General features: G+C 70.9%; 17 protein-coding genes. 12 read left to right on the top strand and 5 right to left on the bottom strand.

Translation table 11 applies throughout. The features are described from left to right. The first annotated feature begins 10 nt into the window (after window positions 1–10). Window positions 11–2089 carry a phosphate acetyltransferase gene (gene pta / locus DFR69_RS19330; protein WP_110039013.1) on the top strand — a complete coding sequence of 693 codons (2079 nt, stop codon included), beginning with the start codon at window positions 11–13 and terminating at the stop codon, window positions 2087–2089. Beyond that, window positions 2086–3282, top strand: coding sequence for an acetate kinase (locus tag DFR69_RS19335; RefSeq protein ID WP_110039014.1), 1197 nt, complete (start codon window positions 2086–2088; stop codon window positions 3280–3282). The genes pta and DFR69_RS19335 overlap by 4 nt, the downstream gene beginning before the upstream one ends. On the opposite strand, the gene DFR69_RS19340 is transcribed toward DFR69_RS19335, so the two are convergent. From DFR69_RS19340 to DFR69_RS19350, 3 genes are all read right to left on the bottom strand, one after another. Continuing rightward, on the bottom strand, window positions 3279–5630 hold the full coding sequence (locus tag DFR69_RS19340) for a serine/threonine-protein kinase PknG (RefSeq protein ID WP_110039309.1): 2352 nt from the start codon (window positions 5628–5630) through the stop codon (window positions 3279–3281). The genes DFR69_RS19335 and DFR69_RS19340 overlap by 4 nt on opposite strands. Before the next feature lie 571 nt (window positions 5631–6201). Next, entirely contained in the window at window positions 6202–7164 is a 963-nt protein-coding gene (locus tag DFR69_RS19345; protein WP_110039310.1) for a glutamate ABC transporter substrate-binding protein, read from the bottom strand. Further along, entirely contained in the window at window positions 7161–8642 is a 1482-nt protein-coding gene (locus DFR69_RS19350) for a hypothetical protein (RefSeq protein WP_244198357.1), read from the bottom strand. The genes DFR69_RS19345 and DFR69_RS19350 overlap by 4 nt, the downstream gene beginning before the upstream one ends. A 129-nt stretch (window positions 8643–8771) precedes the next feature. Here DFR69_RS19350 and DFR69_RS19355 point away from each other — a divergent pair, with 129 nt between their 5' ends. Further along, window positions 8772–9401: an NUDIX hydrolase gene (locus DFR69_RS19355; protein ID WP_110039015.1), complete on the top strand. Its 630-nt coding sequence runs from the start codon at window positions 8772–8774 to the stop codon at window positions 9399–9401. Here the strand turns inward: DFR69_RS19355 and thiE are convergent, their stop codons facing one another. Beyond that, window positions 9402–10106, bottom strand: a complete 705-nt coding sequence (gene thiE, locus DFR69_RS19360) for a thiamine phosphate synthase (RefSeq protein WP_110039016.1) — start codon at window positions 10104–10106, stop codon at window positions 9402–9404. An 80-nt stretch (window positions 10107–10186) separates the two neighbouring features. Here thiE and thiO point away from each other — a divergent pair, with 80 nt between their 5' ends. The 6 genes from thiO (at window position 10187) to DFR69_RS19390 (ending at window position 15126) form a co-directional block, all read left to right on the top strand. Then, complete coding sequence (gene thiO / locus DFR69_RS19365) at window positions 10187–11272, top strand: glycine oxidase ThiO (protein ID WP_110039017.1); 1086 nt, start codon at window positions 10187–10189, stop codon at window positions 11270–11272. Beyond that, window positions 11269–11487, top strand: a complete 219-nt coding sequence (thiS, locus tag DFR69_RS19370; protein WP_110039018.1) for a sulfur carrier protein ThiS — start codon at window positions 11269–11271, stop codon at window positions 11485–11487. The genes thiO and thiS overlap by 4 nt, the downstream gene beginning before the upstream one ends. Further along, window positions 11480–12241, top strand: a complete 762-nt coding sequence (thiG, locus tag DFR69_RS19375; protein ID WP_110039019.1) for a thiazole synthase — start codon at window positions 11480–11482, stop codon at window positions 12239–12241. The genes thiS and thiG overlap by 8 nt, the downstream gene beginning before the upstream one ends. Window positions 12242–12334: 93 nt before the next feature. Beyond that, window positions 12335–13267, top strand: coding sequence for an ABC transporter ATP-binding protein (locus DFR69_RS19380; RefSeq protein ID WP_110039020.1), 933 nt, complete (start codon window positions 12335–12337; stop codon window positions 13265–13267). Next, complete coding sequence (locus DFR69_RS19385; RefSeq protein ID WP_110039021.1) at window positions 13267–14022, top strand: ABC transporter permease; 756 nt, start codon at window positions 13267–13269, stop codon at window positions 14020–14022. Before DFR69_RS19380 ends, DFR69_RS19385 begins: the two co-directional genes overlap by 1 nt. A 177-nt stretch (window positions 14023–14199) precedes the next feature. After that, window positions 14200–15126: an adenylate/guanylate cyclase domain-containing protein gene (locus DFR69_RS19390; protein ID WP_244198358.1), complete on the top strand. Its 927-nt coding sequence runs from the start codon at window positions 14200–14202 to the stop codon at window positions 15124–15126. Between the two features lie 3 nt (window positions 15127–15129). On the opposite strand, the gene DFR69_RS34550 is transcribed toward DFR69_RS19390, so the two are convergent. After that, window positions 15130–15285 carry a hypothetical protein gene (locus DFR69_RS34550; RefSeq protein ID WP_167456334.1) on the bottom strand — a complete coding sequence of 52 codons (156 nt, stop codon included), beginning with the start codon at window positions 15283–15285 and terminating at the stop codon, window positions 15130–15132. Between the two features lie 84 nt (window positions 15286–15369). On the opposite strand from DFR69_RS34550, the gene DFR69_RS19395 reads away from it, so the two are divergent. From DFR69_RS19395 to DFR69_RS19405, 3 genes are read left to right on the top strand one after another with little or no spacing between them, the layout of a single operon-like run. Beyond that, window positions 15370–17085, top strand: coding sequence for an acyclic terpene utilization AtuA family protein (locus tag DFR69_RS19395; protein WP_110039313.1), 1716 nt, complete (start codon window positions 15370–15372; stop codon window positions 17083–17085). Beyond that, window positions 17082–18233, top strand: coding sequence for an acyl-CoA dehydrogenase family protein (locus DFR69_RS19400; RefSeq protein WP_110039022.1), 1152 nt, complete (start codon window positions 17082–17084; stop codon window positions 18231–18233). The genes DFR69_RS19395 and DFR69_RS19400 overlap by 4 nt, the downstream gene beginning before the upstream one ends. Further along, window positions 18230–19828, top strand: coding sequence for an acyl-CoA carboxylase subunit beta (locus tag DFR69_RS19405; protein WP_110039023.1), 1599 nt, complete (start codon window positions 18230–18232; stop codon window positions 19826–19828). The genes DFR69_RS19400 and DFR69_RS19405 overlap by 4 nt, the downstream gene beginning before the upstream one ends. Window positions 19829–19839 lie beyond the last annotated feature (11 nt).

A 19839-nucleotide genomic window follows, 5' to 3' on the forward strand; every position in this document is an offset into this window, starting at 1 on the left:
GCTCGCGAGCATGGTCGAACAAGCGCCGTCCACCGTGTACATCGCCTCACCGGAGGGTGACACCGGAAAATCCACGGTGGCGCTCGGCGTGCTGCAGATGCTGTGCGCGACCACCGCCCGCGTCGGGGTGTTCCGCCCGATCACCCGCTCCACCGACGAACCGGACTACATCCTGGAGCTGCTGCTCGAGCACAGCACCGCCGACATCGGCTACGAGCAGGCCGTCGGCGTCACCTACGAGGACGTGCACCGCGACCCCGACGCCGCGATCAGCGAGATCGTGATGCGCTTCCACGACGTGGCCAAGGCGTGCGACGCGGTGGTGATCGTCGGCAGCGACTACACCGACGTGGCCAGCCCGAGCGAGCTGCGTTTCAACGCCCGCATCGCGGTGAACCTCGGCGCGCCGGTGTTGCTGGTGGTGCGCGGGGCCGAGCGCAGCCCCGGCGAGGTGAAGCAGCTGGCCGAGCTGTGTCGCAGCGAACTGGTGGCCGAACACGCCCAGCTGGTCGCGGTGGTGGTGAACCGGTGCGCGCCCGACGAGATCAACGAGATCGGTGCCGCCATCGCCGATTTCGACGTGCCGTCGTGGACGCTGCCCGAGGTGCCGCTGCTGATGGCGCCCACGATGGGCGAACTGTGCGGGGCCATCGACGGCGAGATCTACAGCGGCGACCCGGAACTGCTGCAGCGCGAGGCGCTGCGCATCATGGTCGGCGGCATGACGGCCGAGCACATCCTGGAGCGGCTGTCCGACGGCGTGGTCGTCATCGCGCCGGGCGATCGCTCCGACGTGCTGCTCTCGGTGGTGAACGCCCATGAGGCGGCGGGCTTTCCGTCGCTGGCCGGCATCATCATGAACGGCGGCATCCGCCCGCATCCCGCGATCGCGCGCCTGATGGACGGCCTGCACCCGAAGCTGCCGATCCTCACCACCGAACTCGGCACCTACGACGCCGCCAGCGCCGTACACCGCACCAGGGGCCGGATGTGGGCGGGCAGCCCGCTCAAGGTCGACACCGCGCTGGCACTGATGGAGGAGCGTGTCGACGCGCCGGAGCTGCTGAAACGCATCCAGGTGCCGCCGTCGCACGTGGTGACCCCGCAGATGTTCGAGTACCAGCTGATCGAGCGGGCGCGCGGCGACCGCAAGCGCATCGTCCTGCCCGAGGGCGACGACGACCGCATCCTCCGCGCCGCCGGGCGGGTGTTGCAGCGCAAGATCGCCGACCTCACCATCCTCGGCGACGAGACCGCCGTGCGTGCGCGCGCCGCCGAACTCGGCGTCGACATCGCCGCGGCGCAGGTGCTCGATCCGCGCACCTCCGGCTACCTCGACGAGTTCGCCGCCGAGTACACCGAACTGCGCAAGCACAAGGGCATGACGCTCGAGCGCGCCCGCGAAACCATGGCCGACATCTCGTATTTCGGCACGATGATGGTCTACAAGGGCATCGCCGACGGCATGGTCTCCGGTGCCGCGCACACCACCGCGCACACCATCCGGCCCTCCTTCGAGATCATCAAGACGGTGCCGGGCGTGGCCACGGTGTCGAGTGTGTTCCTGATGTGCCTGGCCGACCGGGTGCTCGCCTACGGCGACTGCGCCGTGGTGCCCGATCCGACCTCGGAGCAGCTGGCCGACATCGCCGTGTCCTCGGCGGGCACGGCCGCCAGGTTCGGCATCGAACCCAGGGTGGCGATGCTGTCGTACTCGACGGGCGAGTCGGGCAGCGGCGCCGATGTCGACAAGGTGCGCACCGCCACCGACCTGGTCCGCGAGCGCGCGCCGCAGCTGCCGGTGGAGGGCCCGATCCAGTACGACGCGGCCATCGAGCCCGCCGTGGCCAGCGCCAAGCTGCCCGATTCGGACGTGGCCGGGCGCGCGACGGTGTTCGTGTTCCCCGATCTCAACACCGGCAACAACACCTACAAGGCGGTGCAGCGCAGCGCGGGCGCCGTCGCGATCGGCCCGGTGCTGCAGGGTCTGCGCAAGCCGGTCAACGATCTGTCGCGCGGCGCGCTGGTCGCCGACATCGTCAACACGGTGGCGATCACCGCCATCCAGGCGCAGGGGGAGCAGGCGTGAGCGACCTGGTACTGGTCCTGAACTGCGGGTCGTCCTCGATCAAATACCAGCTGCTGCACGCTGATTCGGCCGAGGTGCTGGCTTCGGGACTGGTCGAGAAGATCGGTGAGGCGCACGGCGGCCGGATCGTGCACGAGTGCGGTGACCGGAAGCTGGTGCACGACGGGGAGATCGCCGATCACCGGGCGGGTCTGCGGCAGGCGTTCGCGATGTTCCGCGACACCGGGATCGACCTGACCACCATCGGGGTGGGTGCGGTCGGGCACCGGGTGGTGCACGGCGGCGAGGTGTTCTGGCAGCCCACGCTGATCACCGACGAGGTCGTGCGCACCATCGACGAGCTGTCGGTCCTCGCGCCGCTGCACAACCCGGCCAATGTGATCGGCATCGAGTCGACCAGGGAACTGCTGCCCGGCATTCCCGAGGTCGCGGTATTCGACACCGCCTTCTTCCACACCCTGCCCGAGGCGGCCAAGACCTACGCCATCGACGCGAAGATCGCCGCGGCGCACGGTGTTCGCAAGTACGGCTTCCACGGCACCTCGCACCAGTACGTGTCGGAGAAGGCGGCGCAGTTCCTCGGCAGACCGGCGAGCGAGCTCAATCAGATCGTCTTCCACCTGGGCAACGGCGCGTCGGCCTCGGCCGTGCGCGGCGGGGTCGCGGTGGACACCACCATGGGCATGACCCCGCTCGAGGGACTGGTCATGGGCACGCGCCCGGGCGATCTCGACCCCGGCATCATGCCGCAGCTGATGAACGCGGCCGGGCTCGATCTGCCCGCGGTGGAGCAGCTGCTCAACCGCAATTCCGGGATCAAGGGCCTGTCGGGGGTGAACGATTTCCGCGAACTGCAGCAGCTCATCGACAACGGTGACGCGGCGGCGAAACTGGCCTACGACGTCTACATCCACCGCCTGCGCCGCTACCTCGGCGCGTACCTGGTGGAGCTCGGGACCCTCGACACCGTCGTCTTCACCGCGGGCGTCGGCGAGAACAGTGCCGCGGTGCGCGCCGACGCGCTGGCTGGGCTCGCGGGGCTCGGCATCGAGGTCGACGCGGAGCGCAACGAGACCAGAACGCCTGGCGTGCGGGTGATCTCGCCGGACTCGGCGCCGGTGACGGTGCTCGTGGTGCCGACCAACGAGGAGCTCGCCATCGCGCGGGCCGCGCACCGGTTGGTCGGCGGCTAGAACCAGGACTTCGCGCGCAGCGAGTTGGCGAGGTCGACCAGGGCGTAGCGGTGCACGCGGCCGGGGGCGTTGCGCGCGATCGAGCGCAGGCCCGATTCGGTGCCGTCGCGCAGGTCTCGCTCGTCGAAGGGATGGCCGAACAGCTTGGCGTCCTTGCGTTTCGGTGTGTTGCCCGCCTGCAGCCAGGCCAGCGCGGTGCCCTGGACCAGGGTGCGCATGAGCGTCGAGCGATGCTCCCCCGGCGGGATGGACTGGGCGCGCGAGGCGGCCAGGCGCAGCACCTGCTCGTCGAGCTCGGCGACGGGAGCGCTGGTGAGTAGCAACAGGATCGCGGTGGTCTGCGCGGTGGTGAAGTGCCGCGACGACGCGGGCACGTCGTCGAGCGCGTGCACCGCCTCGCCCACCCGGCCTGCCACCGCCTGCTGCCTGGCCAGGCCGAACGCCGCGCTCACCACGGCGCGGTCGGTGCGCCACACGGTGCCGTAGTAGCGCTCGGCGAACGCGCGCCACTGCTCGGGGGAATCGGTGTCCCAGTGCTGCAGAATCAATTCCGCGGTCGCGGCCAGCGCCAGTTTGGGCGCGATCTCGCCGGGCAGCACCCGCAGCACCGCCTCGAAGGCCGCGAAGGCGGACTCGTAGTCGAGTTCCAGCAGACACGCCTGGCCGGTGAACCAGTCGGCGCGCCAATCGGATTCACCGGAGACGCGGTCGAGCAGGTGCAGGACGGCCGCCGATTCGCCGAGTTCCAGGCGGGCCCGTGCCTCGGCGAAGACCAGCTCACCGGCGAGGGTCTCCGGCGCGTTGTCCGGGTCGGCCTCGGCGCGCTCGCGCGCCTCGTGCAGCGCCTCCAGCACGCGCTCCGGTTCGAGGTTGGCCGTGGCGGCCAGCAGCGGCGCCGAGGGATCGGCGGGGTCGAGCAGCGGGACTGGCAGCGCGGCGACCACATCGCCGGAGTCGAGCAGCGGCGAGCGGCCGACGCCGTCGAGGTAGGCGTCGGTCTGGCTGATCAGTTCCTCGGTGCCGAAGCTGGCGCGCTGGGGACTGAACACTGTGGACAGCTGGGGATGTTCGGTGTCGGTGTCGTAGGCGAGGATCTCGCGCAGCACACCGGCCAGCTGGGCCGACATCGCCCGCGCCGACGGAAACCGTTGCGCCGGATCGGGGTCGGTCGCGGTGAGCAGAAAACGGTGGAAGAACTCGTAGCGGGCCAGCAGCGGTTCGGTGGCCGGGTCGGGAATGCCGTCGACGTAGCGGCCGTGCTCGGTGGGCAGCGCCAGGGTGAGGGCCGCGAGCGTGCGCCCGACGGTGTACACGTCGGAGGCGGGGGTCGGGCCGGTCCTGGCGATCTCCGGAGCCTGGAAGCCCTTGGTGCCGTAGAGGTTTCCGTACGCCTCGATGGGGGCCACGGCGCCGAGGTCGATGAGCTTGACCTGGTCCTCGGTCACCATCACGTTGTCGGGCTTGAGGTCGTTGTAGGTCAGGCCGATCGAGTGCAGGTGTTCCAGCGCGGGCAGGATCTCCAGCACGTAGGCGATGGCCTCGGCCAGCGGCATCCGTTCACCGGACGGCCTCGCGTCGAGGATGTCGCGCAGCGAACGGCCGCCGACGTACTCCATCACGATGTAGCCGATGCTCGAGCCGTCCGGGGCGGTGTGCTCGACGAAGTTGTGGATCTTGACGATGCTCGGGTGCGTCACCTCGGCCAGGAACTGCCGCTCGGCCACGGCCACCGCCTGCGCCTCCGCGTCACCGGCGTGCAGCAGGCCCTTGAGCACCACCCAGCGGTCGCTCACATTGCGGTCGATCGCCAGGTAGATCCAGCCGAGCCCGCCGTGCGCGATGCAGCCCTGGATCTCGTACTGCCCGGCGACCATGTCGCCCTCGTGCAGGGACGGCCGGAAATCGTATGCGGCGCCGCAGGTCTCGCACACCCCTGCTGAGGAGGCCGCGCGCGCGGGCGTCGACCGGCCCACCGGATTCGCGCACCGCCAGCAGAACCGCCGTCCCTCCGACACCACCGGGTCCGACAGCACGGCCGCGCGCGGATCCGCGGGCGTGACGGTCGGAATCGGCACCAGCCCGGCGCCGAGCCGCCGCGTCGGGCGCGATCGCGCCGTCCGCACGCTGCGGCCCGACCGCGCGGTGCTCGGGCCGGTGTGCGGCGTGGAGGTGCCGGGTTCGGCGGTGGTCGCCGAGGTGTCCGGCGGTTCCGTCACCCGCCAGGGCGCGTCGTCGGCGGGAACGTCGGCGCGCTGCGTGGCGGGCGCGTCATCCAGTTGCGCCCCCAACGGCAGGAAGGGGCGCTGGGCGGCCTGCGTCGCCGGTGAGAGGCCGGCTCGCGGCGTCATCTCGGTGGGCGGTGGAACGTCTGGATGCGGCGTGCCTTCGGCGGTGTCGGGGCGGTGGGCGGCTTGCGTCGCCGGCGGGAGGTCGGTGCGCGGCGTCATCTCGGTGGGCGGAGTGTCGATGTGGCCCCGGGTCGCCGGTGGGAACTCCGCACGCGCCGTCGCCTGGATGGGCGGCGGGACGTCTGCGTGGGGCGCGCGCTGCGCCGAGTCTGGGCGCTGGGCGGCTTCGGTCGCCGGCGGCAGGTCGGGCCGCGGCGTCGCCGGTGGAATGTGCGGGTCGACGGGAACCGCGGCCGGGCGGTACGCGACTTGGGTGCCCCGCGGCTGGTCGGGCTGGGCGCGCTGGGCGGCATGGGGCAGCTCACCGGCGTCGGCCTGCCCGTGTTCGGCGCGCGGCTGTTCCGCGCGGGCGCCGACGATGGGGAGGGGGAGGGTTTCGTCGTCGGCGGGGGCGGGCGGCAAAGTCCAGCCGCCGGGGAGCTCGCCTTCGGGGCGGTGGGACAGCTCGGTGGGCTGGGACTCCGGATCGGGCTGGGCCGGAGCGTCTTTCGGTGACTTCTCGCTCATGGCCTCAGTCCCGGTAGGTGGGGGCGGGCGGGCTCGGCGGCTCACCGAGGGAGGCGAGCCAGCGGCGGTGGATGCGGGTCCAGGTGCCGTCGTTGCGGATCCGGTCGAGGGTGGCGTTGACGAAACGGACCAGGTCGTCGTCGCCCTTCGGGATGCCGATGCCGTACGGTTCGGCGCTGATGCTCGCGCCCACCACCTCGGTGTAGGGGTCCTGGGCGGCCAGCCCGGCCAGGATCGCGTCGTCGGTGCTCACCGCGTCGACCTGGCGTTGCTGCAGCACCACCAGGCAGTCGGCCCAGGTGGGCACGGTCAGGATGGTGGCGGCGGGCTGATCGCGGCGGATGTGGTCGAGCGAGGTGGTGCCGCGCGCCACGCACACCCGCTTGCCCGCCAGGTCGGCCAGGCCGTTGATCCCGGAGTTCTTCACCGCGAGCACCCGCTGATCGGCGCGCAGGTACACGGTGGAGAACGCCACCTTCTCCTTGCGTTCGCAGGTGATCGTCATCGTCTTGGCGATCAGGTCGACGGTGTGCTCCTGCAGTGCCCGCTCGCGCTCTTCCGAAGCGAGACTGCGGTATTCGATCAGGTCCGGGTTGCCGAGCAGGTCGCGCGCGATCTCGCGGGCGATGTCGGCGTCGAAGCCGACGATCCGGCCGGTGAGCGGATCGCGGAAGCTGAACAGGTTGCTCCCGGCGTCCAGGCCGACGATGAGCCTGCCGCGGGCGCGGATGGCGTCGATGGTCGGCCCGCGCGAGGTGCTCGGCCGCAGGCTGGCCGTCGGGTCGCCGCAGTCCACCTCGGAGCGCGGCGGCACCGGCGTGTCGGTGCCGATCGGAATCGCCTTGGCGGGCAACGGTGGTTCGGAGTACACGGTGTGTTCGGCAGGGGTCGGCGTGCTGTCGGAACAGCCACCCGCCAGCGCGGCGACCGCGAGCACCAGCGCCGCCGCGGCTCGGCCGGGCCTCACCGGTACTCCCGCAGTCGCGGCCACAGTCCCAGCGCCACGCACACCGCGCCGATGACGCCGAGTACGAACGCGCCGGGCGCCAGGAACGCCAGCACCTCGATGGCCTGGGACACCTTGCTGCGCAGGGTGTCTCGGGCCGAGGCGGCGGCCTTGTCGAGGGCCTTGTCGATCGCGTCGACCTGTGCGGCCGAGTCGGCCACGCTCGCGCCGGTGGCGACGGCGGTCGCGCCGGCGAAATCGCCACGGGCCAGGGTGTCGTTCATCCGCTGATGGGCGGCCTGCCAGCGGGTCAGCGCGGCACGCGCGTCGGCGACCTCGGCGCGGGCGGGCGCGTCCTGCGGGTAGCCGGTGAGTAGTTCGGTGAGCCGGGTGGTGTTGGCGTCGAAGGTGCGGTCGTAGTCGCCGGTGGCGTCGCGGCGCACCAGCTTCACCATCTCTGCGGACCTGGCCTGCTGCACCAGGATTCGGCTCTCGGCCAGCCGGGCAGCAGGCACCGCGCCCTGATCGCGGCAGCGGATCATCGCCACCGCCGACACCGAGCCGGCCGCCACGGTCCACACCAGGGTCAGCGCCAGCGCGCCGGTGCCGATCAGCAGGCCCATGTTGAACACCCGCCGCGATCGGCGCGCCAGCTCCACCTGGACCCAGAGCAGCGCCGCCAGCGTCAGCATCAGCAGCACGATCGCGGGCCACGGCGGCAGCACGTGCCGGTGCTGGGCGCCGGTCACCGCGTCGAGCCGATGGTTCTCCAGCTCCTCGGCCATCGGCAGCAGCGTGGTCTGCATCTGGTGCGAGGCCTCGCTGAGATAAGCCGCGCCCACCGGATAGCCGCTGCGGTTGTTGGCGCGCGCGGTCTCGATCAGACCGGTGTAGACCGGCAACCCGGTGGCGATCCCGGTGCGGAGTTTGCGGTCGGCGCCCGTGGGGTCGGCGGCCTCCTCCTCGGACAGATGGCCCGATTGGGTCACCAGTTCGGCCGCGGCCTCGCCGATCGCCTGGGTGTAGCGGTCACGCACCGCCACCGGCTCGAGGCCACCGGCCAGGAACGCGGTGCCCGCGGCGGCGTCGGCGATGGAGAGGGAGGTGTAGAGGTGATTGGCCGAGTGCGCGTCGGGCTCGGTGTCGTCGAGCAGGACGCCGAGAGCTTGCTGACGGTCGCTGACGGTCGTCGAAGTCACCGCGCCCGCCGTCACGCACAGCACCATGAGCACCAGTCCGGCCGTGACCAGTCGCCCCGGTGAGGACCGCACGAACCCGCGCAGGCGGGCCGGGTGCAGCTGGGCGCGCAGGGCCCGCACATCGGGCGCGGGTGGTCGTTCGGTGACGATCGCGGGCCGGCGCAGCGACGTGCGCCTGCCCGTCAGTGGCTTGTTCGCGGCGGCGTCCGCGCTGTTGGCACCGGGTGTGGCCTGGGCCGACGAGGCCGAACGGACGGCCGCCACCTCGGTCGAGGCAGTCCTGTTCCCCGAGTCGACCATCGTTCACCTCCCGGTGCTGTCCGCGCACCCATCGTGGTGCGGAGTTTATTGTGGTCTTACTGGTGGCGCAGCCCCTCAGACACCCCCGAAGCGGTTGCTGCTCGGCTGCTACGGAGGAAAGAGTATTGGATGCGCGGTGACGGGGACGGCTGGTCCAACAGCCCGGGTGGTGTTCGGCACTGGGGGAAATTCGGTGCGGCGGGTCTGCTGCTGCGCGCACCGCTGCCCGGCGGCGGCTCGGCGGTGCTGTTGCAGCACCGGGCACCGTGGAGTCATCAGGGCGGCACCTGGGCGATCCCCGGCGGCGCGCGCGATTCGCACGAGACCGCCGAACACGCCGCGGTGCGGGAGGCATGGGAGGAAGCGGGCATCACCGCCGACGCGCTGTGCGTGCGCGCCGAACGACTCACGATGACCGCCCCGAGCGGCTGGACCTACACCACCGTCGTCGCCGATGCCGAGAGTCCGCTGGCGACCGTCGCGAACAGGGAGAGCTCCGAGCTGGTCTGGGTGCCGGAGAACGAGGTGAGTGACCTGCCGCTGCATCCCGGCTTCGCCATGGCCTGGCTCGAGCTGCGCGCGGTGCCGGTGCGCGTGCGGTTCGCCGCCGAGCCCACGGTCGCGCTGCCACGCACGGTCGAACTCCCCGAACGTGGCTTTTACTGGCTGCACACCGCCGACGGCCCCGGCGACGACGTCGTCATCGGTGGCGACCCCGCCGACGAGCTGGCCGAGGCCCTCACCCGGGTGCTCACCTAGCTATTCGGCCGACGCCGCGACCAAGGCCTGCTTGAGCTCCCGCGCCGCCGCCTCCGGATCGGCCGCCTCGGTGATCGCACGCACCACGACGACCCGCCGCGCGCCCGCGCTCAACACCTCGGGCAGCCGTTCGGCGTCGACTCCGCCGATCGCGAACCACGGCATCGTCGGATGCGCCTCGGCGGTGGAACGCACCAGGTCGATCCCGGCCGCCTGGCGACCCGGCTTCGTCGGCGTGGTCCAGACCGGGCCGGTGCAGAAGTAGTCGAGATGACCCTCGATCGCGGCGAGCCCGGCCTGGGCGCGATTGTGCGTCGAGCGGCCGATCACCACATCGGGGCCGAGGATCCGGCGCGCGTAGGCGGGCGGCAGGTCGCCCTGGCCGAGGTGCAGGACGTCGGCGCCCGCGGCCAGCGCGATGTCGGCGCGGTCGTTCACCGCGAGCAGCGCGCCGTGCCTGCGGGTCGCGGCCTTGATCTCGGCGAGCGCGCCGAGCTCGGCCTTGGCCTCCAGCGGGCCGAACTCGGCCTCACCGGGTGACCCCTTGTCTCGGAGCTGCACGATGTCGACACCGCCCGCGAGCGCGGCGTCGACGAAGCGGGCCAGATCGCCCTTCTCGCGGCGCGCGTCGGTGCACAGATACAGCAGCGCGTCGGCCAGACGCTCCCTGGGCGGGACGGATCGGTTCGGATGGGAGGGCTGCACCTCCCAAACGGTAGTCGCGCTACCGTTGAGACGCGAACGCCGAGGCGCTCGGCAGGCGGAAAAAGACAGGTGGAACGGTGATGCGAACTCTGGCGGTCGTTGGCGGCGGCGCCGTCGGACTCGCCGTCGCCTGGCAGGCCGCCGAGGCGGGCTGGACCGTCACCGTCTTCGATCCCGCGCCCGGCTCCGGCGCGTCGCACGTGGCGGGCGGCATGCTCGCGCCGCTGTCGGAGGGCTGGCCGGGGGAGGACCGGGTCCTGGAATTCGGCGCCGCCGCGCTCGCGGCCTGGCCCGCGTTCGGTGAGCGGCTGCGCGCGGTGACCGGTGAATCGGTGTTCGTCGCCGACGAGACGCTGACCGTCGCGCTCGACGGCGCCGATGCCGCCGACCTGCGCACCGTCGCCGACTGGCTGGCCGGCTTCGGCCACGACCTGCGCGTGCTCGACCGCGCGGGGGTGCGCGCGCTGGAACCCGCGCTGGCCCGCACCGTCCGGGCCGGTCTGCGCGCCGACACCGAACTCGCCGTCGACAACCGCCGCGTGCTGCGTGCGCTGCGGGCCGGGTGCGCCGCCGCCGGTGTCGAGATGCGCGCGCAAGCCGTCGCCGCGTTGGACGAACTGCCGCACGACCGGATCGTGCTCGCGGCGGGCGCGCGCTCGGCCGAGCTGTGGCCCGGGCTGCCGGTGCGGCCGGTGAAGGGTGAGATCCTGCGGTTGCGGCACCGTCCGGGCGTGCGCCCGGCGCCGAGCCGGGTGATCCGGGCCAGGGTGCACGGGCGGCCGGTCTACCTGGTGCCGCGCGAAGACGGACTCGTGCTCGGCGCGACGCAATACGAGGCGGGGTTCGACACCACCGTCACCGTGGGCGGTGTCCGTGACCTCATCGCCGACGCCGAGACGATTCTGCCCGGCATCGGCGAATACGAGCTGGCCGAGGCCAACGCGGGCTCGCGCCCCGGCACCCCCGACAACCTGCCGTTGCTCGGCCCGCTCGACGAGCGCGTCGTCGCCGCCACCGGGCACGGACGCAACGGCATGCTCACCCTCGCCCTCACCGCGACCCTCGTGCCCGCGCTGCTCGAAGACGAGTCGCCCGCGCTCGCGGAACTCGCCGCACCGCAACGCTTTCCGGCGTTGCGTTTGTCGTCCTCAGGAGGAGTTCGATGACCTCGACCAGTATTCCGATCGGCGTCACCGTCAACGGTGTCGACCACGAGTTCGCCGAGCCGCTCAGCGTCCGCGAGCTGCTGACCAGGCTGGAGCTGCCGTGTCAGGGGGTCGCCCTCGCGGTCGACGGCGCGGTGTTCCCGAAGTCGCGGTGGGACGAGCAGGTCGAGCGCGGCTGGACCATCGAGGTGCTCACGGCGGTGCAGGGTGGCTGAGGTCGCGCCGCTGCGGATCGCGGACAGGGAGTTCGGCTCGCGCCTGATCATGGGCACCGGCGGCGCCGAGAACCTGGCCGTGCTCGAGGACGCCCTGGTGGCCTCGGGAACCGAGCTCACCACCGTCGCCATGCGCCGCGTCGACGCGGCGGGCGGGACCGGGGTCCTCGATCTGCTCAAGCGCCTCGACATCACCCTGCTGCCCAACACCGCGGGCTGCCGCAACGCGGCCGAGGCCGTGCTCACCGCGCAGCTGGCGCGTGAGGCGCTCGACACCAACTGGGTCAAGCTCGAGGTCGTCGCCGACGAGCGCACCCTGCTGCCCGACCCGTTCGAGCTGCTCGACGCGGCCGAACAGCTGGTCGACGCCGGTTTCGTCGTGCTGCCCTACACCAACGACGACCCCGTGCTCGCCAAGCGCCTCGAGGACGCGGGCTGCGCCGCCGTGATGCCGCTGGGTTCGCCGATCGGCACCGGCCTCGGCATCGGCAACCCGCACAACATCGAGATGATCGTCGCCGCCGCGGGCGTGCCGGTGATCCTCGACGCGGGCATCGGCACGGCCAGCGACGCCGCCCTCGCGATGGAACTCGGCTGCTCGGCCGTGCTGCTCGCCACCGCCGTCACCAGGGCCCGCGAGCCCGAACTCATGGCCACCGCCATGGCCGCCGCCGTCCGCGCGGGCCACCTCGCCCACCTCGCGGGCCGCATCCCCAAACGCTTCTGGGCCCAGGCTTCCTCCCCGGCGAGGTAGTCCTCGTCTCAGGGTCGGGTCATCCTCGAGGATGACCCGACTCGCGACCTCACGGGGACGCGGGGGCGACGGATCTGCGGCAAGCTGGTGGGCATGATCGAGCTGAAGGGCCTGACCAAGCAATTCGGCCAGACCGTCGCGGTGCAGGACCTCACGTTCACCGTCCGCCCAGGACAGGTGACGGGATTCCTCGGCCCGAACGGCGCCGGTAAATCGACGACCATGCGGATGATCCTCGGCCTGGACCGGCCGACCTCGGGTTCCGCGCTGATCGACGGCAAGAGCTACCAGGAGCTCGAGCGCCCGCTGACCCAGGTCGGCGCGCTGCTCGACGCCAAATGGGTGCATCCGAACCGGTCGGCGCGCGCGCACCTGGAGTGGCTCGCCGCCTCCAACGACCTGCCCAAGTCGCGGGTCGAGGAGGTGCTGCGGCTCGTCGGTCTCTCCGAGGTGGCGAACAAGAACGCGGGCGGTTTCTCGCTGGGCATGTCCCAGCGGCTCGGCCTGGCCGGTGCGCTGCTCGGCGACCCGAAGGTGCTGCTGTTCGACGAGCCGGTCAACGGCCTCGACCCCGAGGGCATTCTGTGGATCCGCCGCTTCATGCAGCGGCTGGCCGCGGAGGGCCGCACCGTGCTGGTGTCGAGCCACCTGCTCTCGGAGATGGCGCAGACCGCCGAGCACCTGATCGTGATCGGCCGTGGTCAGCTCATCGCCGACACCACCACCAAGGACTTCATCGACCGCGCCTCCGAGCAGTCGGTGCGCGTGCGCAGCCCCCAGCTCGACCAGCTGCGCAGCCTGCTCACCTCGCACGGCATGACCGTGCGCGAGGAGGGCGATTCCGCGCTTCTGGTCGCCGGCGTGACCAGCGACGAGGTCGGCAAGGTGGCGGGAACCAACAACGTGACCCTCTACGAGCTGGCGCCGCAGCAGGCCTCGCTGGAAGAGGCGTTCATGCGGATGACCGGCGGCGCCGTGGAGTACCACGGCGCGGGCCTCGACCAGGTGATGGGAGGTGCGCTCTGATGGGCGTGCTCGCTGCGGAACGGATCAAACTCACCTCGACGCGCTCGCCCTGGTGGTGCTCGGCCGTCGTGGTCCTGCTCAGCGTCGGCCTGGCCGCGCTGATGGCCCTGATCACCAATATCGACGCCGAGCCGGGGCAGGGGCCGCCGCCGCTCACCCCCGCGCTGGCCGCCTCCGGTGTCGCCGGGTTCGGCGTGATGGTGCTGATGATCATGGCCGCGCTGACGGTGACCAGCGAATACCGCTTCGGCGTCATCCGCTCCAGCTTCCTCGCGGTGCCGAACCGGTCGAAGGTGATCGTGTCCAAGGCCGGCCTGGTCGGTGTGTACGCCGCGGTGCTGACCGGAGTTCTCGCGCTGGTCGCCTTCGTGGTGGCCAAGGTGATCGTCGGCGACGAGGCCCCGATGCTGGTGCTCGACGGCAACTGGCGCGCGATCTACGGCATTCCGATCTACGCCTTCCTGTGTGTGCTGCTCGCGATCGGCGTCGGCGTGCTGGTGCGCCAGGCCGCGGCCGCGATCTCGCTGATCGTGTTGTGGCCGCTGCTCATCGAGGGTCTGCTCGGCGCGTTCGGCAGCTTCGGCCGCGCGGTGAACCCGTTCCTGCCGTTCGCCAACGCGAACCGCTTCCTCACCACCGAGGAGGTGTCGGGTAACTGGCACTGGGGCGTGTGGGGCAGCCTGATCTACTTCGCCGTCTTCGTGGCGATCGTGTTCGCCGGCGCGCTCGTGGTGGTCAACCGCCGCGACGCCTGACCAAGCCAGCCCGGGCTGCCCTCGCAAGTGCCCGGGCCACCAGGGTCGCGACCTTGTCGGGAGGTCGCTCGACCCGGCCTTCGGCTTCCGCTGCCCGGTCGCCGAAGGTACGACCGCCGATCCGCTGGACACAAACAGCGGATCGGCGGTTGTCGTTGGGTGATATACCCTCGGTGCGTGAGTGAAACGCCTTCTGGCGGGATGGATCCGCGGCGGCGCGACAAGGCCGCGGAGGTGGTGATTCCCTTGGAGCCCACCGTCACCGAGCCCTCGGAGCCGACCTCCGAGGAGCCCGAGGCGCGATCGGGTCGGCGGCGCGCCCAGATCTCGTCGAAGCTGCAGGCGGCCAACCGCCGCGCCGACCTGATCGGCGCCGTGCGCAAGGCCAGGCAGCAGCTGCCCGGCGACCCGTCGTTCGGCGATCCGCTGTCGGTGAGCGGCCCCGGTGGCGCCCGAGCCGTCGCGCGCGCCGCGGACAAGTTCGTCGGCGGCACCCCCAGCGCCGCGAAGGAGATCGGTTTCGGCGCGCTGCAGGTGTGGCAGGCCGCCCTGGAGCGGATCGGGCGTGGTCGCGGCACCGAGGAGGTGACCGTCGTGTTCACCGATCTGGTGTCGTTCTCGAGCTGGTCGCTCGCCGCGGGCGACGAACGCACCCTGGAGCTGCTGCGCAAGGTCGCCAGGGCGATCGAGCCGCCGATCGCCGAGCGCGGCGGTCAGGTGGTCAAGCGGATGGGCGACGGCCTGATGGCGGTCTTCTCCTCGCCCGACCGCGCGGTCCGCGCGGCCGTGGCCGCCCGTCGCAACCTCGCCTCCGTCGAGGTAGACGGGTACCGGCCGCGCATGCGCGTCGGCCTGCACACGGGAACCCCGCGCGAGATCGGCGGTGACTGGCTCGGCGTCGACGTCAACATCGCCGCCCGCATGATGGAGGCGGGCGGCAACGGCAACATGATGCTGTCCAGCACGACTCTCGCCGCCTTGCGCCCGGAAACCCTCGAGGAGCTCGGCGCGATCGTCAAGCCCTACAAACGCAACTTCTGGGCCGCCCCGCTCACCGGCATCCCCGAGGACGTCCGCATCTTCAAGCTCAGCGTGCCCAGCTGAGGCCTACTGCAGCCAGAGCACCGCGCCCACTGCGGCCATGACGGCGGCCACGAGCAGTCCGATCGACATCGATCGATTGGTCTTCCAGGTGGTGAAGGCACCGCCGATGAGGAACCCGGCGAGGGCGAACAGCAGGATGACGGCGGTGGAGGACGACATGTCCCCATCTTGCCTGGTGAATTGCTCGCGATTAACAAGCACGCATGCTTGCTTTTTTCTTGACCCGGTGTGATCCTGGGGTTCATGAGTGCACTCTCGGCGAACCCGGACCTGATCCGGATCGGCAACTGCTCCGGGTTCTACGGCGACCGGCTCAGCGCGATGCGCGAGATGCTGGAAGGCGGCGAGCTCGACGTCCTGACCGGCGACTACCTCGCCGAACTCACCATGCTCATCCTCGGCCGCGACCGGATGAAGGACCCGAGCCTCGGCTACGCCAAGACCTTCGTCAAGCAGATCGAGGACTGCCTCGGCCTCGCGCTCGAGAAGAACGTGCAGATCGTCACCAACGCGGGCGGCCTGAACCCGGCCGGGCTGGCCGAGCGGCTGCGCAAGGTCGCCGCCGACCTGGGGCTGGATGCCAAGATCGCGCACGTCGAGGGTGACGACCTGGTCGCCCGCGCCGGTGAGCTCGGCCTGGGCCAGCCGCTCACCGCCAACGCCTACCTGGGCGCGTGGGGCATCGTCGAATGCCTGAACTCCGGCGCCGACATCGTCGTCACCGGCCGCGTCACCGACGCCTCGGTGATCGTCGGCCCCGCGGCCGCGCACTTCGGCTGGGGCCGCACCGACTACGACGCCCTGGCCGGCGCGGTGGTGGCCGGGCACGTCATCGAGTGCAGCACCCAGGCCACCGGCGGCAACTTCGCCTTCTTCACCGAACTCGCCGACCTCGGCCGCCCAGGTTTCCCGATCGCCGAGATCCGCCGCGACGGGTCGAGTGTCATCACCAAGCACGAGGGCACCGGCGGCGCGGTCACCGTCGACACGGTCGAAGCGCAGCTCATGTACGAGATCCAGAGCGCGCGCTACGCGGGCCCCGATGTCACCACCCGGCTCGACAGCATCACGCTCAGCCAGGAGGGCGCGGACCGGGTGCTCATCAGCGGTGTCACCGGCGAGGCGCCGCCGCCGCAGCTCAAGGTCTCGCTGAACACCCTCGGCGGCTTCCGCAACGAGATGTCGTTCATCCTCACCGGCCTCGACATCGAAACCAAAGCCGCGCTGGCACAACGACAGTTGGAGTCCTGGCTGCCGGTGCGGCCCGCCGAGCTCAACTGGACCCTGGCCCGGCTGGACCGGCCCGACGCCGAGACCGAGGAGCAGGCCAGCGCCATCTTGCGCTGTGTGGTGCGCGATCCCGACCCGAACAAGGTCGGCCGCGCGTTCTCCAGCGTCGCGGTGGAATTGGCGCTGGCCAGCTACCCCGGCGCGAGCTTCACCGCGCTGCCGGGCAACGGCTCGCCCTACGGCATCTTCACCCCCGGTTTCGTCGACGCACACGAGGTCCCGCACACCGCCGTGCTGGCCGACGGCACCCGCGTCGCCATCGAGCCCGCCGCCGAAACCGCTGTGCTCGAGCCGGTTTCCGAGCCGGAACTGCCCGCCGATCTGCCGCCGTCGGAGACCACGCGTGTTCCGCTCGGCACGATCGCGCTCGCCCGCAGCGGCGACAAGGGCGGCGACGCGAACATCGGCGTCTGGGTGCGCACCGACGCGCAGTGGCGCTGGCTGGTGCACACGCTCACCGTCGAGAAGCTGCGGGAACTGCTGCCCGAGACGGCCGAACTCGACGTCACCCGCCACGTGCTGCCGAACCTGCGCGCGGTCAACTTCATCATTTCCGGCCTGCTCGGCAAGGGCGTCGCCTACCAGGCGCGTTTCGACCCGCAGGCCAAGGGGCTCGGCGAATGGCTGCGCTCCCGCCACATCGACATGCCGACGGAGCTGCTCGCATGACATCTGTATGGGACACGCCGGAACGAAAAGAACTGCGCGCCACCGTGCGCGGGTTCGTCGAGCGGGAGATCCTGCCCGATCTGGACACCTGGGAGCGCGAGGGTCTCATCCCGCGTGAACTGCACAAGAAGGCGGGCGAACTCGGCCTGCTCGGTATCGAGTACCCCGAATTCGCCGGTGGCGAGGGCGGTTCCGCGATCGACGGTGTGGTGCTGAGCGAGGAGCTGCACTACGCGGGCGCCTCCGGTGGTCTGTGGGCGTCGCTGTTCACCTGCGGAATCTCGTTGCCGCACATCATCGCTTCGGGCAATCAGGAGCAGATCGACCGCTGGGTGAAGCCCACCCTGGCCGGTGACCTGATCGGCTCGCTGGCCATCACCGAGCCCGGCGGTGGCTCCGACGTCGGTCACCTCACCACCTCGGCGGTGCGCGACGGCGACGACTTCATCATCAACGGCGCCAAGACCTTCATCACCTCGGCCTGTCGCGCCGACTTCATCGTCACCGCCGTGCGCACCGGCGGGCCCGGCGCCGCCGGTGTCTCGCTGATCATCGTGCCCACCGACACACCGGGTTTCGAGGTCACCCGCAAGCTGGAGAAGATGGGCTGGCTGGCCTCCGACACCGGGGAGCTGTCGTTCACCGATGTGCGGGTGCCCGCGACCAACCTGGTCGGCGCGGAGAACTCCGGATTCGCGCAGATCGCCAGCGCGTTCGTGAGCGAGCGGGTCGGCCTGGCCGTGCAGGCGTACTCGATGGCTCAGCGCGCGCTGGATCTCACCCTCGAGTGGTGCCGTAACCGGGAGACCTTCGGCCGCCCGCTGATCAGCCGCCAGTCGGTGCAGATGACGCTGACCGAGATGGCCCGCCGCATCGACACCGCGCGCGTGTACACCCGCTCGCTGGTCGAGCGAGTCGAAAACGGCGAGCAGGGCCTGATCGCCGAGGTCTGCTTCGCCAAGAACACCGCTGTCGAGACCGTGGAGTGGGTGGCCAACCAGGCCGTCCAGCTGCACGGCGGCATGGGCTACATGCGCGAGTCCGAGGTGGAGCGCATCTACCGCGACATCCGCATCATCGGCATCGGTGGCGGCACCAACGAGATCCTGACCATGCTGGCGTCGAAAGTATTGGGGTTCCAGTCGTGACGACCTTCCGTTCCACCCTCGACACCGCGTCGCCGGAGTACATCGCGGCCGCGGAGGCGATGGCGACCAAGCTCACCGAGGTCGAGGCCGAGTTCGCCAAGGCCATCGCCGGCGGCGGCCCCGAGAAGGTGGCCCGTCATCACAAGCGCGGCAAGCTCACCGCCCGCGAGCGCATCGAGCTGCTGCTCGACGAGGACTCGCCGTTCCTGGAGCTGTGCCCACTCGCGGCCTGGGGCAGTGACTTCCACGTCGGCGCATCGACGATCGCCGGTATCGGCATCGTGGAGGGCGTCGAGTGCATGATCGTCGCGCCCGACCCGACCGTGCGCGGCGGCACCTCCAACCCGTGGACGCTGCGGAAGACCCTGCGGATCAACGACATCGTGCGGGAGAACCGGCTGCCGGTGATCTCGCTGGTCGAGTCCGGCGGCGCGGATCTGCCGACGCAGAAGGAAGTCTTCATCCCGGGCGGCGCGATGTTCCGCGACCTCACCCAGGCCTCGGCCGCCGGAATCCCCACCATCTCCCTGGTTTTCGGCAACTCCACCGCCGGTGGCGCCTACATCCCCGGCATGTCCGACTACGTGGTGATGGTCAAGGAGGGCGCGAAGGTCTTCCTGGCCGGGCCGCCGCTGGTGAAGATGGCCACCGGTGAGGACTCCGACGACGAGACCCTCGGCGGCGCCGAGATGCACGCCCGCACTTCGGGTCTGGCCGACTACATGGCCGCCGACGAACAGGACGCCATCCGCATCGGCCGCGGCATCGTGCGCAGGCTGAACTGGAAGAAGCAGGGCCCCGAGCCGCGCGCCGAGGTGATCTCGCCGCTCTACGACCCCGAGGAACTGCTCGGCATCGTGCCCTCGGATCTGAAGATCCCGTTCGATCCGCGCGAGGTGATCGCCCGCGTCGTCGACGGTTCCGATTTCGACGAGTTCAAGCCGCTCTACGGTTCCAGCCTGGTCACCGGCTGGGCCGAGATCAACGGCTTCCCGATCGGCATCCTGGCCAACGCGCGCGGCGTGCTGTTCTCCGAGGAGTCGCAGAAGGCCACCCAGTTCATCCAGCTGGCGAACAAGAAGAACACGCCACTGCTGTTCCTGCACAACACCACCGGCTACATGGTCGGCAAGGACTACGAGCACGGCGGCATCATCAAGCACGGCGCGATGATGATCAACGCGGTGGCCAACTCCAAGGTCCCGCACATCTCGCTGCTGATCGGCGCCTCCTACGGCGCCGGGCACTACGGCATGTGCGGCCGCGCGTTCAACCCGCGCTTCCTGTTCGCCTGGCCGAGCGCGAAGTCGGCCGTGATGGGCGGCGCGCAGCTGGGCGGCGTGCTCACCATCGTGCAGCGCGGCGCGGCCGAGGCCAAGGGCCTGCCGTTCGACGAGGAAGCCGCCGCCGGTCTCGCCGCCATGGTCGAGGCGCAGATCGAGGCCGAGGCGATGCCGATGTTCCTGTCGGGCAGGCTCTTCGACGACGGCATCATCGACCCCCGTGACACCCGCACCGTGCTGGGGATGGCCCTGTCGGCCATCCACACGGCACCGATCCAGGGCGCCGAGGGCTTCGGCGTCTTCCGAATGTGAGGCGCGACGAC

It is taken from the genome of Nocardia neocaledoniensis, from assembly GCF_003182135.1.
GTDB classification, from domain to species: Bacteria; Actinomycetota; Actinomycetes; order Mycobacteriales; family Mycobacteriaceae; genus Nocardia; species Nocardia neocaledoniensis.

Excerpts from the sequence above, each read along its gene's own strand:
- DFR69_RS19355 (WP_110039015.1), top strand. The coding sequence starts at position 8,772 with ATGCGCGGTGACGGGGACGGCTGGTCCAACAGCCCGGGTGGTGTTCGG.
- thiS (WP_110039018.1), top strand. The coding sequence starts at position 11,269 with ATGACCTCGACCAGTATTCCGATCGGCGTCACCGTCAACGGTGTCGAC.
- pta (WP_110039013.1), top strand. The coding sequence starts at position 11 with ATGGTCGAACAAGCGCCGTCCACCGTGTACATCGCCTCACCGGAGGGT.
- DFR69_RS19350 (WP_244198357.1), bottom strand. The coding sequence starts at position 8,642 with ATGGTCGACTCGGGGAACAGGACTGCCTCGACCGAGGTGGCGGCCGTC.
- DFR69_RS19400 (WP_110039022.1), top strand. The coding sequence starts at position 17,082 with ATGACATCTGTATGGGACACGCCGGAACGAAAAGAACTGCGCGCCACC.
- thiO (WP_110039017.1), top strand. The coding sequence starts at position 10,187 with ATGCGAACTCTGGCGGTCGTTGGCGGCGGCGCCGTCGGACTCGCCGTC.
- DFR69_RS19395 (WP_110039313.1), top strand. The coding sequence starts at position 15,370 with ATGAGTGCACTCTCGGCGAACCCGGACCTGATCCGGATCGGCAACTGC.
- DFR69_RS19385 (WP_110039021.1), top strand. The coding sequence starts at position 13,267 with ATGGGCGTGCTCGCTGCGGAACGGATCAAACTCACCTCGACGCGCTCG.
- DFR69_RS19340 (WP_110039309.1), bottom strand. The coding sequence starts at position 5,630 with ATGACGCCGCGAGCCGGCCTCTCACCGGCGACGCAGGCCGCCCAGCGC.
- DFR69_RS34550 (WP_167456334.1), bottom strand. The coding sequence starts at position 15,285 with ATGTCGTCCTCCACCGCCGTCATCCTGCTGTTCGCCCTCGCCGGGTTC.
- DFR69_RS19380 (WP_110039020.1), top strand. The coding sequence starts at position 12,335 with ATGATCGAGCTGAAGGGCCTGACCAAGCAATTCGGCCAGACCGTCGCG.